Below are 14303 nucleotides of genomic sequence, written 5' to 3'. Positions count from 1 at the left end.
CCGACGCGGTCGGTCGTCATGGTCCCGAGGACGATTAGCTCAGCGGGAGAGCGCTTCCCTGACACGGAAGAGGTCACTGGTTCAATCCCAGTATCGCGCACGCAGTGCCCATGATCCGACGCGGTCGGTCGTCATGGTCCCGAGGACGATTAGCTCAGCGGGAGAGCGCTTCCCTGACACGGAAGAGGTCACTGGTTCAATCCCAGTATCGTCCACACCACACAGGAGCCCCCGGCCGTTCGCGGCCGGGGGCTCCTGTGATGTCACGGCTCAGGACGAGAACAGCATGCGGCCGAAGCCCTTGTTGCGGTGGTGACCGTGATGGCCGTGGTGGCCGTGGCCGCCGTGCGGGGCGCCCCAGGCGGGGGCCGGTGCGGCCGGGTAGGCCTGCGGGGCGGGCGGAGGCGGCGGGGCGGCCTGGGACCACTGGGCTTCCAGGCGGGTCAGCGACTCCAGCTCGCCGTAGTCGAGAAAGATCCCGCGGCAGCCGCTGCACTGCTCGATCTGGACACCGTTGCGGTTGTACGTGTGCATCGGCGCACGGCACTTCGGACACTGCATGGTCGTTCAACTCCTCGACGGTCGGTCCTGCTTCACATCTCGCCAGGACAGACTCTGTCCCGCTGTAGTCGGTTGCACCCTACTTCGCGTGGTCCTGCGCCAACTGCGGCGGGACGGTAGCCATTCGGTCACAGGCGTCCACGACGGACCGCTCCACCTCGTCCAGCGGGCGTGCGGCCGCGAGCGCCTTGGTGACGGCCCGGGCCGCGGTCTGGACGGTGAGGGCCCGGGCGGGGACGTCGAGGGCGGGCCAGGGGTCGCCCTCAGCGGGGACGGCGGGGCCGCCGGCCTTCCGGTAGGCGGTGAGGAACCGGGTCCACTCGTCGGGCGGGAGCAGGCCGCAGGCGTACCAGGCGGCGGGGCGGGCGAGGTCCCAGCCGGGGGCGCCGGTGCCGAGGTCGTCCACGTCTATCAGCAGCCAGGGGCCGTCGGGGGCGGGGTGACGTATGAGCTGCCCGAGGTGGAGGTCGCCGTGGCAGAGGGTGCGGGCGTACGGCATCGGGGCCTCGGCGCGGGCCCAGGGCGGGAGGGTGGCCCAGGCGCGCAGGACGGGGGCGGCCGCCGGGTGCGGACCGGCCGCGCGCAGCCGGGTGACGGCCTGGGCCGCTTTGACGGGGCCGCGCATGGCGGGCAGGTCCACCGGGGCCGGGGTGCGGTGGAGGCGGGCGAGGAGTGTGGCGGCGGCTTCCCAGGGGGCGGCGTCCGGATCGCCGGGATCCACGGGGGTGCCGTACGGCCAGAACGTCACCAGGCGTCCGTGCAGGTCGGCCGGGGACGGGTCCAGTGGGGGCAGGAGGAGGTCGGGGTGGTGGGCGGCGAGGGTGAGGCGGGCGGTCAGTTCGGCCGGGTCGGTGCCGGGGGCGTGGGCCTTCGCGACGGTCTGCGCATGCCGCACCACCAGGCCGTCGGGGCGGTCGGCGAGCGTGGCCGCCCCGCAGGGGCAGGCCGACGCGCGCGCGTGGGCGGCGGCTCGGGCCCTGGAGGTGAGGTCGGCCAGGAGCGGGACGGGGGCGGCGGAGGTCACCGGCCGAGGGTACGTGCCGTCGCGGGGGCGGTCGTAGGGAACGGCCCGTTCCGGAAGGGCGTGGCCGGAGAGGACGGTCCGCTCCGGAAGGACGTGGCCGGAGGGAACGGTCCGCTCCGGAAGGGCGTGGCCGGAGAGGACAGTCGTCCTGGAAGGGGTGGCCGTAGGGAACCGTTCGTTGCGGAAGGGGTCGGCCGCAGGGAGCATTCGTTCCGAAGGGGTCGGCCGCAGGGAAGCGTTCGTTCCAGGTGCTCGGCGTCTGCGTCCGCGCCTGCGTCCGCGTCCGCGGGCAAAACAATGCCGGCGCAGCTCCCCAGCTGCGCCGGCATTTTGTGCCGTCCGCCGCACCCCCGTCCCCACGGGGTTTCATGGGTGTGATGTCCCCGCCCGGACCGCTCTTCCGGGCCTGGGGGTCGCCGCTCAGCGCCCCAGCATCTCTCCCACGGACGACGCCTGTGTGGCCACTGTCTCCCACCCGTCGAAGACGAGGAGGAGCAGGACCGCCAGGGGAAGGGCCATCAGCGTCGCCACCACCGGGTGGCGACGGCCCTGGCGGCGGCGGAACGCGGCGGCGTACACCTTGCGTCCCTCGTCGCGGAGCAGCGTCCGCGGAGCCGTCTGGGCCATGGTCCCTCTCCTGACCGTTCTTGGTTGTTGTTGGCAGCGGCGGGCGTCTGACCTCGGGGGACGAGTGCTGCCACCCGCCGCTTGACCTCAAATCTAGGTGTCCGGCCCTCTCCCGGCGTCATGCCCTCGTACCGATTGCCGGGCCTCCCGGAGGATGAGCCGCCACCTGCGGCGTACTCCCCTGGGTGGAGACGGGGGCGCGGGTCTCAGGGTCTTCCCCGACGGGTCGACCGGTTCATCCCTCTTTGTCCGGGCTCTCCTCTCGCGGAATCGGCTGTTCCACCAGAGCCAGCACCCGATTCGCCATGAAGCGGGCGGTCCGTACGACCGTGCCGCTCCGGGTGACTTCGCTCACTTCCACGACACCTCGGCGTACCGCCGTCTCGACCCTGCGGCCCGCTCTGCTCGCCACCACCTCGTAGGTGCGCGTCGTGTCCCCCGCATCCACGACTATCTCCACACGATCACCCTTCACAGGACCAATCCCCCTTCTGCGACGGGTGGTTGAGATCACTCCGGGTACGAAGTCCGCCTCTTCGCGCCCTCCCTGACCACCTTTCAAGTCTCCCACCCACCACTGACAATCCATCACGGTGAGAGGGCGCGGCCTCTGCGCGCGGGCGGCCGTGGAAACGTAAGCTGTGGCTCGTCACAGGACCGGGCAGCGGGGATGAACATGGCGATGATGCGCCTGAGGCGCGAGGACCCGCGCGTCGTCGGCTCGTTCAAGCTTCACAGACGGCTCGGCGCGGGCGGGATGGGCGTGGTCTACCTGGGCTCCGACAAGAAGGGGCAGCGGGTCGCGCTCAAGGTCATCCGTCCCGATCTGGCGGAGGACCAGGAGTTCCGTTCCCGGTTCGCCCGTGAGGTCTCGGCGGCCCGGCGGATCCGCGGCGGCTGCACGGCCCGGCTGGTGGCCGCCGACCTCGACGCGGACCGGCCCTGGTTCGCCACCCAGTACGTGCCCGGCCCGTCCCTGCACGACAAGGTCGCCGCCGAGGGACCGCTCGGCGCGGCCGATGTCGCCGCCGTGGGTGCCGCCCTGTCGGAGGGCCTGGTCGCGGTGCACGAGGCCGGGGTGGTGCACCGGGACCTGAAGCCGTCCAACATCCTGCTGTCCCCGAAGGGGCCGCGGATCATCGACTTCGGCATCGCCTGGGCCACCGGCGCCTCGACGCTCACGCATGTCGGCACGGCGGTCGGCTCGCCCGGCTTCCTCGCACCGGAGCAGGTGCGCGGGGCCGCCGTCACCCCGGCCACGGACGTGTTCTCGCTCGGTGCCACCCTCGCCTACTCCTCGATGGGCGACTCGCCCTTCGGGCACGGCAGTTCCGAGGTGATGCTCTACCGCGTGGTGCACGAGGAGCCGCAGCTGCACGGCGTGCCCGACGCGCTGGCCCCGCTGGTCCGCGCGTGCCTGGCGAAGGACCCCGAGGAGCGGCCCAGCACACTCCAACTGTCGCTGCGGCTCAAGGAGATCGCGGCCAGGGAGTCGCAGGACCTCGCCGGTGTCCGGCCACCCGCGCCGCGTGGCGCCGAGAGCGACCGGCCCGTCGACACCTACCCCGAGCGCACCCGGCGTCCACAGGGCGGCGGGGTCTCCGGGGCGCAGCGGGGCCGGGGCACTCCCCCGCCGCGGGGTTCCGGCCCGTCCCGGGACGGCCATTCCGCGCCGGACGGTCCGGCCTCCCAGAGCGGGACCGCCGGACGCGGCGGAGGCCGGGCGACCGGAGGCGGGAACCGCGGCAGGAATCCGGTGCGCGGGGCCGGCACCGCACGGGGCGGCAACACGTCGCGGTCCGGATCGCGGCCCACGCCCACCGGGCGCAACGGCACGCGGTCGGGCAGCGGCAGCCGCCCCGCCCCGCACAGCGGCACCGGGCGCCCGGTGTCCAGGAACACGGGGACCAAACTGCGGCCCGCCAACCCGCGGTTGCTGCGGCAGCGGCTGTTCGTGTTCGTCGTGGTGACGCTGCTGGTGGCGGTCGGCATCGCCCTGGTGCAGGGCTGCCAGGGGCCGGCTCAGGGGCTGGGCGGCGACGGGGGCGGAGTACGGCAGGAGCGCGTCCAGCCGGACGATCACCCGCGGGGGTTCTAGCCGAGGCCCTGGCCTACTGTTCGGCGCGGCGTCACAGCTCCGGCAGGATCCGTTCGAAGAACTCCCGGTCCCCGTCGAAGACCGGGTCCAGCGCCAGGAACTCCCGCGGGGTCACCCAGCGGGTCTCGGCGACCTCGCGCGGGTCGGGGACCACCTCGCCCGTGTCGGCGCGGGCGGTCCACCAGTGGAGGCGGAAGACCTGGTCGTCGGTCTCCGACTCCCAGACCTTCGCCTGCGGTACGACGGTGAGGCCGACCTCCTCGCGTACCTCCCGGACGACCGCCTGCTCCTGGGTCTCGCCCGGCTCGACCTTGCCGCTGAGCGGCTGCCAGTAGCCAGGGCGGGCGACACCCGGGCCGCGCCGGACAGCCAGCAGGCGATCGCCGCGCAGGAGCACGGCGACGACGGCCTCGCGCTGCTCCACGTGACGTCCTCAGACCTGGGGCCGGCCGGTGGCCACGGCGTAGAAGGACACGGCGGCCGCCGCGCCCACGTTGAGGGAGTCGACGCCGTGGGACATCGGGATGCGGACCCATTCGTCGGCGGCGACCAGGGCCTGGGTGGACAGGCCGTCGCCCTCCGCGCCGAGCATGAGGGCCACGCGGTCCATGGTGTGCGGGGCGGCCTCGTCGAGGGGGCGGGCCTTCTCGTCGGGGGTGAGGGCGAGCAGGGTGAAGCCCGCCTCGCGGACCGACTCCAGGCCCTTGGGCCAGGAGTCCAGCCGGGCGTACGGGACGGAGAAGACCGCGCCCATGGAGACCTTCACGCTGCGGCGGTAGAGGGGGTCGGCGCAGTCCGGGGAGAGCAGGACCGCGTCCATGCCGAGGGCGGCGGCCGAGCGGAAGATCGCGCCGATGTTGGTGTGGTCGTTGACCGACTCCATGACGACGACACGGCGGGCGCTGCGCAGCAGGTCGGCTGCGGTGGGCAGGGGCTTGCGCTGCATGGAGGCGAGCGCGCCGCGGTGCACGTGGTAGCCGGTGACCTGCTCGGCGAGCTCGGGGCTGACGGCGTAGACCGGGGCGGGGAGTTCGTCGATGACGTCGCGCATGACGTCGACCCACTTGGCGGAGAGCAGCATGGACCGCATCTCGTAGCCGGCTTCCTTGGCCCTTCGGATGACCTTCTCGCCCTCCGCGATGAACAGGCCCTCGGCGGGTTCGCGCTTGCGGCGCAGCTCCACGTCGGTCAGGCCGGTGTAGTCGCGCAGACGCGGGTCGTCGGGATCCTCGACGGTGATGAGATCGGCCACAGGGTGATACTGCCTTGTCCTGGGTGTGGTGCCAACGGCTCGGTACAGGTTGTGTTACCCGGGGTTACTTGCGGGGCTCGGGGGCCGCGGGGCCGACCTCGACAACATCGCCGATGACGATGACCGCCGGGGGCTTCACGTCCTCGGTCCGCACGGTCTGCGCGACCGTCGCGAGGGTCGCGTCGACACGGCGCTGGGCGGCGGTCGTGCCCTCCTGGACGAGCGCGACGGGGGTGTCGGCCAGCTTTCCGTGGGCGACGAGCGTCTCGGCGATCTTCCCGATCTTGTCGACGCCCATGAGGATCACGAGGGTGCCGGTCAGCCGGGCCAGCGACGGCCAGTCCACCAGGGAGCGCTCGTCGTCGGGCGCGACATGCCCGCTGACCACGGTGAACTCATGGGCGACGCCGCGATGGGTGACGGGGATGCCCGCCGCGCCCGGGACCGAGATCGAGCTGGAGATCCCGGGGACGACCGTGCAGGGGATACCGGCTTCGGCGAGGGCGTGGAGTTCCTCCATGCCGCGGCCGAAGACGTACGGGTCCCCACCCTTCAGCCGGACGACCGACTTGCCCTGCTTGGCGTGCTCGATCAGCGCGTTGTTGATCGCTTCCTGGGCCATGAAGCGGCCGTAGGGGATCTTCGCGGCGTCGATCACCTCGACGTGAGGGGGGAGTTCGGCGAGCAGGTCGCGCGGCCCGAGGCGGTCCGCGATGACCACGTCCGCCTCGGCGAGCAGACGGCGGCCGCGCACCGTGATCAGGTCCGGGTCGCCTGGGCCACCGCCGACCAGGGCGACCCCGGGGGTACGGGTGCGGTGGTGCGGGGCGACGAGCGTGCCGTCGCGCAGGCCCTCGACGACCGCGTCCCGGACGGCGGCGGTGTGGCGGGGGTCGCGCCCCTTGGCGTCGGTGGTGAGGACGGCGACCGTGACGCCCTCGCTGTGGCCGGTGGCCGGGGTCCACGCCGTCGCCCGGTCGGCGTCGTCGGAGCGGACGCACCAGACGCGGTGCCGCTCGGCCTCGGCCGAGGCGGTGGTGTTGGCCTCGGGGTCGCTGGTGGCGATGAGGGCGTACCAGGCGTCCGCGAGGTCGCCCTGCGCGTAGGGGCGCCGCAGCCAGGTGATCTCGCCGGAGTCGGCCATGGCCTCGACCGAGGGGGTGGCCTCGGGCGACACGAGGAGGACGTCCGCGCCCGCCGCGATCAGTGCCGGGAGGCGGCGCTGGGCGACCTGACCGCCGCCGAGGACGACCACGCGACGGCCGGTGAGGCGGAGGCCTACGGGGTAGGCGGGGTGTTCGGCCATGAGGTGCGGCTCCTGTTGCGGCGGTGTTCGGTGCCCTGACGTGCGGATTTTAATGGGCAGGGGGAAGGACGGCTCGGACGGTCCAGTGGCTGGGCATCCTGGCCGCCCCTGGTCGGACGGGCTGGTCCGGTGGCCGGGCAGCACAGGCGCCGGTGGGCGGGCGGTCCGTGGGCGGGCGTCCGTGGGCGAGTGCCCCGGCCTGGGAACGCCCGCCCACGGATCCGCGTCGACGCGAGCAGCCCTACTTCTCCGTCACTCCAGCGGAGTCGAACGTCGCCACCTCGTGCATCGCCCGGGCCGTGCTCTGGACCAGCGGGAGGGCGAGCAGGGCGCCGGTGCCCTCGCCGAGGCGGAGGTCGAGGTCGACCAGGGGGCGCAGGCCCAGCTTGTTGAGGGCCGCGACATGGCCCGGCTCGGCGCTGCGGTGGCCCGCGATGCACGCGGCCAGGACCTCCGGGGCGATCGCGCGGGCCACCAGGGCGGCGGCACCGGCACTGACGCCGTCCAGGATCACCGGCGTGCGCAGGGAGGCGCCGCCGAGGAGCAGGCCGACGATGGCGGCGTGCTCGAAGCCGCCGATCGCGGCGAGCACGCCGATCGGGTCGGCCGGGTCCGGCTGGTGCAGCTCCAGGGCGCGGCGCACGACCTCGGTCTTGCGGGCGAGGGTCTCGTCGTTGATGCCGGTGCCGCGGCCCGTGACCTCGGCCGGGTCCGCACCCGTGAAGACGGAGATCAGGGCGGCGGACGCGGTGGTGTTCGCGATGCCCATCTCACCGGTCAGCAGGGCCTTGTTTCCGGCGGCGACCAGGTCGCGGGCCGTCTCGATGCCGACCTCGATGGCCTGCCTGGCCTCCTCGCGGGTCATCGCGGGGCCGGTCGTCAGGTCGGAGGTCCCGGCCCGGATCTTGCGGGGCAGCAGGCCCGGGGTGGCGGGCAGGTCGGCGGCGACGCCCACGTCCACGATGCACACCTCGGCACCGACCTGGGTGGCGAAAGCGTTGCACACGGCGCCGCCGCCCAGGAAGTTGGCCACCATCTGGGCCGTGACCTCCTGCGGCCAGGGCGTGACGCCCTGGGCGTGCACCCCGTGGTCCCCCGCGAAGATCGCGACGGCCGCGGGCTCCGGGATGGGCGGCGGGCACTGGCGGGACAGGCCGGACAGCTGCGCGGAGATGATCTCCAGCATGCCCAGCGCACCGGCCGGCTTGGTCATACGCTTCTGGCGCTCCCACGCCTCGCCGAGCGCCTTGGCGTCCAGCGGGCGGATCTGCGCGACGGTCTCGGCGAGCAGGTCGTGGGGTTCCTCTCCGGGCAGGGCACGGCGGCCGTACGTCTCTTCGTGCACGACCCAGGACAGCGGGCGGCGCTTGGACCAGCCGGCCTGCAACAGCTCGGGCTCGTCCGGGAACTCGTCGACGTAGCCGACGCACAGATAGGCGATGATCTCCAGGTGCTCGGGCAGGCCGAGGGCGCGGACCATCTCACGCTCGTCGAAGAAGCTGACCCAGCCGACACCGAGGCCTTCGGCGCGGGCGGCGAGCCAGAGGTTCTCCACGGCCAGGGCGGCCGAGTAGGGCGCCATCTGGGGCTGGGTGTGGCGGCCGAGGGTGTGGCGGCCACCACGGGTCGGGTCGGCGGTGACGACGATGTTCACCGGCGTGTCGAGGATGGCCTCGATCTTCAGTTCCTTGAACTGCTTGGCCCGGCCCTTGGGGAGCGACTTGGCGTAGGCGTCACGCTGGCGCATGGCCAGTTCGTGCATCGCGCGCCTGGTGTCGGCGGAGCGGATGACGACGAAGTCCCACGGCTGCGAGTGACCGACGGACGGAGCGTGGTGGGCGGCCTCCAGGACGCGCAGCAGCACCTCGTGCGGGATGGGGTCGCTACGGAAGCCGTTGCGGATGTCGCGGCGTTCGCGCATGACCTTCAGCACGGCCTCGCGTTCGGCGGGGTCGTAGCCGGGGGCCGCGGGGCCGGTGGACTGTCGGGCTTCTGCCACAGCGGCCGCACTCTCTTCTCGGCGTTCCTGGTCGGCGAGGTCTTCCTGCTCGGCGGCCCGGGTGTCCAGGTCGTCGGCGTTCTGAGCGAGTTCGGCGTCGCCGTCGCGGGGCGCCGGGACGGTGACCGCGGGAGCGGGGGGTTCCAGGATCTCGGGCGGCGCGGCGGACTGGGACTGCTGGGGGCCCTGCATGTGCTGCTCGGGCTGCGCGTGCTGCTCGGGCTGCTGGGGCTGCTCCGCCGGCGCCGGGGTGGGGAGTACGACGGTGACGGCCTCGGCGGGGGCCGGGGTGTCCGGGGCCGGGTCGGGCTCCACGGCTTCGGGGGTGGGAGCGACTACCGCCTCGGGGGCCGGGGCCTCGGGGGTTCCGGGTGTTTCGGGTGTCTGAGACGCCTCGGGTGCGTCCGGCGTCTGAGGCGCCTCGGGTGCGTCCGGTGTCTGCGCGGCGGGCGGCTGGACCGCGGGGGTCTCTTCTGGCACTTCCAGCACTTCCGGCACTTCCGGTGCGGGGGCGTCGGCGGGGACGGCGGCCTGGGCGACCGGCTGCGGGGCGGCCGGAGTGGCGACGGCCTCGGGCGCCGGGGTCTGCTCCGGGGCCTGAACCGCCTCGGGGGCAGGGGCAGGGGCAGGGGCAACAGGGGCCGGGGCCTGACCGGGCTCTTCCGCGACTGGCGCGGCGTCAGGTGCCGCCGGGGGCTCGGACTGAGGCTGGGGTGCGGGCGCTTCGGCAGCGGCGTCCGGTGCCGGTGCGAGAGCCTCGGCGGCCTCGGGGGCCTGGCCCGCAGCGTCCGGAACCTGGGCGGGAACCTCCGCGGCGGGGGCCTCCGGCGGCAGGACGACGGCCGGTTCCGAGGCAGCGGCTACCTCGGGGGACGGGACCGCTGCGGGGACCTGGCCGGGCTCCGGAGCAGGGACCGGTGCCACGACCTGCCCGGCGGCGACCTGCTCGGCAGCGACCGCCGGAGCCTGTTCGGCGGGGGCGTCAGGGACCTGCCCGTTCGCGACCGGCTCGGGCGTCGGCGCGGGCTGCGCAGCGGCCTCCTCCGGAGCGGCCACAGCCACGCCCTGCTCCGGAACCGCGTGCCCGGCCTCGGCCACGGCCACCTGCGCGGCGGCCACTTGGCCCGCTACGGCCTCCACGCCCAGCCCTGTTGGGTCCATCTGCACGGGCATGGCCTGCTCCGCCTGTACGGGCGTGGCCTGCTCCGCGACGGCGGCCGGCGCCTCCTCCGGGCCGGTGCCCGCGCCAGCGGGGTCACCCGTCGGGCCCTGGCCGGCCCCAGCGGCAGCCGCCGGTTCGCTCGCGGGCTGCTCGGCGGGGGCACTCTGCTCCGCCTCGGCCTGTGCCGGCACCGCCTGAGGCACCGGCACCGGCGCCGGCGGTGTCGTATGACTCGTCTCCGCCGTCACGTCCGCCGGCACCTCCGCCGGCACGTCCGCCGCCACGTCTCCCGTCGCCTCCGGCGCCATGTCCGCCGCACCGCCCGTCGCGACCGCCTGGGCCTCGACCGCCTGGGCCGTGACCAGCGGTTCCGTAACCGGAACAACCGTTTCCGCAGGGGCCGCCCCGGCGCTCACCGGTGCCGGGGTCGTGACCGGCGCGCCCCACGGCGCGGCGGGCGCCGCGGCCGGAGCGGCCGCCGTCTCGGGGGCACGGGGGCCGTCGAGGTACTCGGGGCCCGCGGCGGCGGGCACCGGCTGGCGGACGGGCGCGTCCGCGGGGCCGCGGTCGGCGAGGGAGCGGACCGGGCTGGCGGCGCTGTTCGGCAGCGGCGGGCCGAGGTGCAGGGGCCTGCGCGGAGTGACCGGCGGGATCGGCGGCGGATCGGGCAGACGGACCGCGCTGAGGTCGACCGAGCCGCTGTCGCGCCCGGAGATCTCGTGCGGGCCCGGCTGGTGCACGGTCTCCGGGACCGGCTCCGGCGCGGGCGGCGGGACCTCGTTGCCCCAGGCGCCCTGGGCGCCCGGCAGCAGCAGGTCTTCGTCCTCGGTCTCGGCGGTGCTCTCGGAGAGGTAGGTGTACGCACCGGGCGCGGAGGTGCCCGGCTGCTCCACCCTGCCTGCGCTCTCCGGCAGTCCCTCGCCCGGGACCTGGCCGGTGTCGGTCATGCGTACCCCTCGCCCATCGGTTAGTGCTCCTACGACTGCTCGCCCGGAACGGCGCACCGACCGCCCCGCAGTGAAGAACGAGCGGGCGTCCCCAGCGGCACGAACGGTCCGCCCGGAAAAGGCGACAAAGCCATTCACTGGCATTGTTGCGGCCGTTGCACCCTCACGGCAGCTTGATCCGCGACGGTTCCGCTGTGGACTGCGCCACGTTGCGCGTCCTCAGGTTCTGCCGTACCACACACAGCCCAAAACGGGCGGGTTTTCCGGACATTGACCGACGAAGCGCCGGGCGTCCTGGTGCGGTGCAGCGATCGGCCAGCCTACCGCGCGCGGTACGACAACCCGATCACCGGGACGGGGGCGGGATCAGGCGCCGCGCCGCGGCAGCACGCCGCTGAGCAGGAACGCGACGCTCCGCTCCTTCTCCGCCCAGGCCCGGGTGTCGAGTTCGACGGACTGCAGCAGGGCGCATTCGACGCCGTAGCCGTGCTCGGTCAGGTCGCGGCCGATGAGTTCGGCGGCGTCGCGGGTCGCGGCGTGCGTGACGATGCGCTGCGGGCGGCGGTCGGCGACCGCCGAGACGACCGCCGCTCCCCCGCCGCCGACCCGGACGACGTCCGGTTCGGGGAGGTTCTCCAGGATGTGCGGGGCGGTGCCGTGGACGATCTGGAGCTGGACGCCGAGGCGGCGGGCGGCGGCGTCGGTGCGGGCGCAGGCGGTCATGTCGCTGTCGACGGCGAGGACGGCGGCACCGGCGCGGGCGGCCTCGACGGCGAAGGCGCCGCTGCCGCAGCCGATGTCCCACACGAGGTCGCCGACGCGGGGCCCGAGGTGGGCGAGTTGGGAGGCGCGCAGCAGCTGGGTCTCCCCTTCGCCGAGGTCCGCGCCGTAGGCGTCGGCGGGCAGGGTCCAGCCGCGCGGCCCGGTGGACGGGTCGCGGCCGGAGATCCAGCCTCCGGTCTCCCCCGTGGCGGCGGGCCCGGCAGGGCCACCGAGGACGATGACGACGTTGGGGTCGCGCCAGGTGTGGTCGGCGGCCTTGTCGGAGGTGACGACCGAGACGCGTTCGCGGGTGGTGCCGAGTTCCTCGCAGATGACGAAGGAGCGGTGGACTCCTTCGAGGAGCAGGCCGAGTTCGGCGGGGCCGGCGCCGGGTGAGGTGAGGACGGCGACCTTGGTGTGGGCGCGGCACACATTGACCGCGCGACGCAGGGTGCGGGGGTGTGCGACGACCACCTGTGCGTCGTCCCAGGGCATACCGGCGCGGGCGAAGGCGGCGGCAACGGAGGAGACGGCGGGAACCACCTCCACCTCAAGGCCGAACTCGGGGGCGCGCAGGGTGCGTACGACGCCGAAGTACCCGGGGTCGCCGTCGGCGAGGACGACGGCGGTGCCGCGGTGGGCGGCGATGCGGCGGGCTGCGAGGGCGACACTGCCGAGGCGGATGCGCTCGGCCCCGGGTGGTACCTCGGGGAGCGCCAGGTGGTGGGCGGCGCCGGCCACGAGCGTGGCGGCGCCCAGCGCCGCGCTCGCCGCGGCGGTCAGCGGCGAACCGTCCCAGCCGATCACCGTGACCCGGTCGGCCATCGTCGTCAGTCTCCAGGGGTTTTCGCAGGTCGTCTGCGTGGCGTGGTGGGGAGCAGCCCGGGGGCGGGCTCCGTGAGGGTACCCGGTGGAGGTGTCGGAGGGAGCTTCGGTGTCGTCGTCACCGTCGTCCTCCGGGGGGTGCGGTCAGTTCCAGTCGCCGAAGGACGTGAAGCCGTCGCGGAGCTGTTCGCCGACGCCTTCCAGGTCCTCGGGGAGCAGGCTCCAGACGATGAAGTCGGTGCGTACGTCGGTCCAGGTGCCGTCCTCGGCACGGGCCCGGGCTATGCAGGCGTTGCGCAGCACGCCCTCGCTGATGCAGCCGATCTTCTGGGCGACCTGCTGGGAGGCGGTGTTGTCGGCGGCCGTGCGCAGTTCGATGCGCTCGAACTTCTGGTCCGTGAAGAGCCACTGGGCGGTGACGAGGGCGGCCTCGGAGGCGTAGCCCTCGCCGCGGGCCCAGGGGGCGATGATGTACGACAGCTCGGTGGAGCGTACGTGCCAGTTGGTCCTGGAGAGCTGGATGATGCCGACCAGGCGCTGGGTGAGGAACTCGGTGACCGCGAAGTCGAGTCCGCGTCCCTCGGTGCGCTCGGTGGGGGCGTAGTCGGTGATCCAGGTGCGGGCGCCGTCCTCCGTGAAGGGCTGGGGGACGGAGGTCCAGGCCGCCACCTGTTCGTCGTTCATCATCGCGGCCAGGGAGGCGACGTCGTCTTCGTCGAGGGGACGCAGCACCAACCGCTCCGTGCTGATGGAGATGTTGGGGAAGGTGCTCGTCATGCGCCGCTCCGTAACCGTCGGTGAACCTTCAGTCCATGCTGAACTGCCCAGCATGCAGCATGAAAGCACTGATCCGCACCACGGGGCCCTCCCCACCGGGTGGGGGGAAGGACCCGTGTGCGCGGGTGCCGGGCGTGGGCTCAGAAGGAGGCGAGCACCGAGCCGGCGTACTTGTCCTGGATGAACTTCTTGACCTCGGGCGAGGTGAGGAGCTTGGCGAGCTTCTTCACACGCGGGTCGTCCTCGTTGCCCTTCTTCACGGCGAGGAAGTTGCCGTAGGGGTTGTTCTTCGGCGACTCCAGGACCAGGGCGTCCTTGGAGGGCTTGAGGTCGGACTCGATGGCGTAGTTGCCGTTGACCACGGCGGCGTCCACGTCGTCGAGGGAGCGCGGTGTCTGGGCCGCCTCCAGCTCCTTGAACTTGAGGTTCTTGGGGTTCTCGGTGATGTCGGAGGGGGTCGCCTCGTTGCCGACGCCGGCCTTGAGGGTGATGAGCCCGTCGGAGGCGAGGAGCTTGAGGGCGCGGGCCTCGTTGACCGTGTCGTTGGGGATGGCGACGGTCGCACCGCTCTTCAGGTCGTCGGCCTTCTTGACCTTGTGGGAGTAGAGGCCGAGCGGCTCCAGGTGGACCGTGACGACGGGCACGATGTCGGTGCCGTTCTTCTTGTTGAAGTCGTCGAGGTACGGCTTGTTCTGGAAGTAGTTGGCGCCGACGGAGCCGTCCTGCGTCGCCGTGTTCGGCGTGACGTAGTCGGTGAACTCCTTGACCTGGAGGTCGAGGCCCTCCTTCTTCGCCAGGTTGTCCTTGACGAAGGTCAGGATCTCGGCGTGCGGGACGGGGCTGGCGGCGACGATCAGGGGTCCGTCGGTGCCGGAGCTGTCCGCTCCGCAGGCGCTGAGCCCGAGGGTGAGGGCTCCGGCGGCGAGTACGGCGGTGGTGATCTTGGCGGTGTTACGCACGAAA

12 protein-coding genes and 1 tRNA gene are annotated in these 14303 nt (G+C 73.4%); 2 read left to right on the top strand and 11 right to left on the bottom strand.

The annotated features are described in order from the left end of the window. The first annotated feature begins 143 nt into the window (after positions 1 to 143). Positions 144 to 215, top strand: a tRNA-Val gene (locus ACFZDE_RS29705). Between the two features lie 55 nt (positions 216 to 270). On the opposite strand, the gene ACFZDE_RS29700 is transcribed toward ACFZDE_RS29705, so the two are convergent. The 4 genes from ACFZDE_RS29700 to ACFZDE_RS29685 form a co-directional block, all read right to left on the bottom strand. Next, complete coding sequence (locus tag ACFZDE_RS29700; protein ID WP_391204917.1) at positions 271 to 561, bottom strand: zf-TFIIB domain-containing protein; 291 nt, start codon at positions 559 to 561, stop codon at positions 271 to 273. A 79-nt stretch (positions 562 to 640) separates the two neighbouring features. Further along, positions 641 to 1585 carry a phosphotransferase gene (locus tag ACFZDE_RS29695; RefSeq protein WP_391204915.1) on the bottom strand — a complete coding sequence of 315 codons (945 nt, stop codon included), beginning with the start codon at positions 1583 to 1585 and terminating at the stop codon, positions 641 to 643. A gap of 420 nt (positions 1586 to 2005) precedes the next feature. Further along, on the bottom strand, positions 2006 to 2212 hold the full coding sequence (locus ACFZDE_RS29690; RefSeq protein WP_391004778.1) for a hypothetical protein: 207 nt from the start codon (positions 2210 to 2212) through the stop codon (positions 2006 to 2008). A 235-nt stretch (positions 2213 to 2447) separates the two neighbouring features. Further along, positions 2448 to 2687 (bottom strand): hypothetical protein, encoded by a 240-nt coding sequence (locus tag ACFZDE_RS29685; RefSeq protein ID WP_391004776.1) that lies wholly within the window; start codon positions 2685 to 2687, stop codon positions 2448 to 2450. Between the two features lie 195 nt (positions 2688 to 2882). Between ACFZDE_RS29685 and ACFZDE_RS29680 the strand changes: the two genes are divergently transcribed. After that, positions 2883 to 4310, top strand: a complete 1428-nt coding sequence (locus ACFZDE_RS29680; protein ID WP_391204912.1) for a protein kinase — start codon at positions 2883 to 2885, stop codon at positions 4308 to 4310. Positions 4311 to 4341: 31 nt separating this feature from the next. Here ACFZDE_RS29680 and ACFZDE_RS29675 read toward each other — a convergent pair whose 3' ends face one another. The 7 genes from ACFZDE_RS29675 to ACFZDE_RS29645 form a co-directional block, all read right to left on the bottom strand. Continuing rightward, entirely contained in the window at positions 4342 to 4734 is a 393-nt protein-coding gene (locus ACFZDE_RS29675; RefSeq protein ID WP_391204908.1) for an NUDIX domain-containing protein, read from the bottom strand. A 9-nt stretch (positions 4735 to 4743) separates the two neighbouring features. Continuing rightward, the gene (locus ACFZDE_RS29670) at positions 4744 to 5562 is read right to left on the bottom strand and encodes a TrmH family RNA methyltransferase (RefSeq protein ID WP_391004770.1); all 819 of its coding nucleotides are present in this window, start codon (positions 5560 to 5562) and stop codon (positions 4744 to 4746) included. Between the two features lie 64 nt (positions 5563 to 5626). Continuing rightward, positions 5627 to 6868: a uroporphyrinogen-III C-methyltransferase gene (cobA, locus tag ACFZDE_RS29665; protein WP_391204904.1), complete on the bottom strand. Its 1242-nt coding sequence runs from the start codon at positions 6866 to 6868 to the stop codon at positions 5627 to 5629. Between the two features lie 241 nt (positions 6869 to 7109). Further along, positions 7110 to 10976 (bottom strand): nicotinate-nucleotide--dimethylbenzimidazole phosphoribosyltransferase, encoded by a 3867-nt coding sequence (gene cobT, locus ACFZDE_RS29660; protein WP_391204901.1) that lies wholly within the window; start codon positions 10974 to 10976, stop codon positions 7110 to 7112. Positions 10977 to 11342: 366 nt separating this feature from the next. Next, a complete protein-coding gene (cbiE, locus tag ACFZDE_RS29655; protein ID WP_391204898.1) occupies positions 11343 to 12563 on the bottom strand; it encodes a precorrin-6y C5,15-methyltransferase (decarboxylating) subunit CbiE in 1221 nt (406 codons plus the stop codon). A 144-nt stretch (positions 12564 to 12707) separates the two neighbouring features. After that, positions 12708 to 13340, bottom strand: a complete 633-nt coding sequence (locus ACFZDE_RS29650) for a GNAT family N-acetyltransferase (RefSeq protein ID WP_391204895.1) — start codon at positions 13338 to 13340, stop codon at positions 12708 to 12710. Positions 13341 to 13480: 140 nt separating this feature from the next. Continuing rightward, the gene (locus ACFZDE_RS29645; protein ID WP_391204892.1) at positions 13481 to 14299 is read right to left on the bottom strand and encodes a MetQ/NlpA family ABC transporter substrate-binding protein; all 819 of its coding nucleotides are present in this window, start codon (positions 14297 to 14299) and stop codon (positions 13481 to 13483) included. Between the last annotated feature and the right edge of the window lie 4 nt (positions 14300 to 14303).

This window comes from Streptomyces sp. NPDC007929 (assembly GCF_042959065.1).
GTDB lineage: Bacteria > Actinomycetota > Actinomycetes > Streptomycetales > Streptomycetaceae > Streptomyces.
The sequence above is the reverse complement of the archived record's forward strand: the minus strand, read 5'-3'. Positions and strand labels throughout refer to the sequence as shown.

Coding starts and splice junctions, on each gene's coding strand:
- ACFZDE_RS29700 (WP_391204917.1), bottom strand. CDS start 561: ATGCAGTGTCCGAAGTGCCGTGCGCCGATGCACACGTACAACCGCAAC.
- ACFZDE_RS29680 (WP_391204912.1), top strand. CDS start 2,883: ATGAACATGGCGATGATGCGCCTGAGGCGCGAGGACCCGCGCGTCGTC.
- cobT (WP_391204901.1), bottom strand. CDS start 10,976: ATGACCGACACCGGCCAGGTCCCGGGCGAGGGACTGCCGGAGAGCGCA.
- ACFZDE_RS29690 (WP_391004778.1), bottom strand. CDS start 2,212: ATGGCCCAGACGGCTCCGCGGACGCTGCTCCGCGACGAGGGACGCAAG.
- cbiE (WP_391204898.1), bottom strand. CDS start 12,563: ATGGCCGACCGGGTCACGGTGATCGGCTGGGACGGTTCGCCGCTGACC.
- ACFZDE_RS29650 (WP_391204895.1), bottom strand. CDS start 13,340: ATGACGAGCACCTTCCCCAACATCTCCATCAGCACGGAGCGGTTGGTG.
- cobA (WP_391204904.1), bottom strand. CDS start 6,868: ATGGCCGAACACCCCGCCTACCCCGTAGGCCTCCGCCTCACCGGCCGT.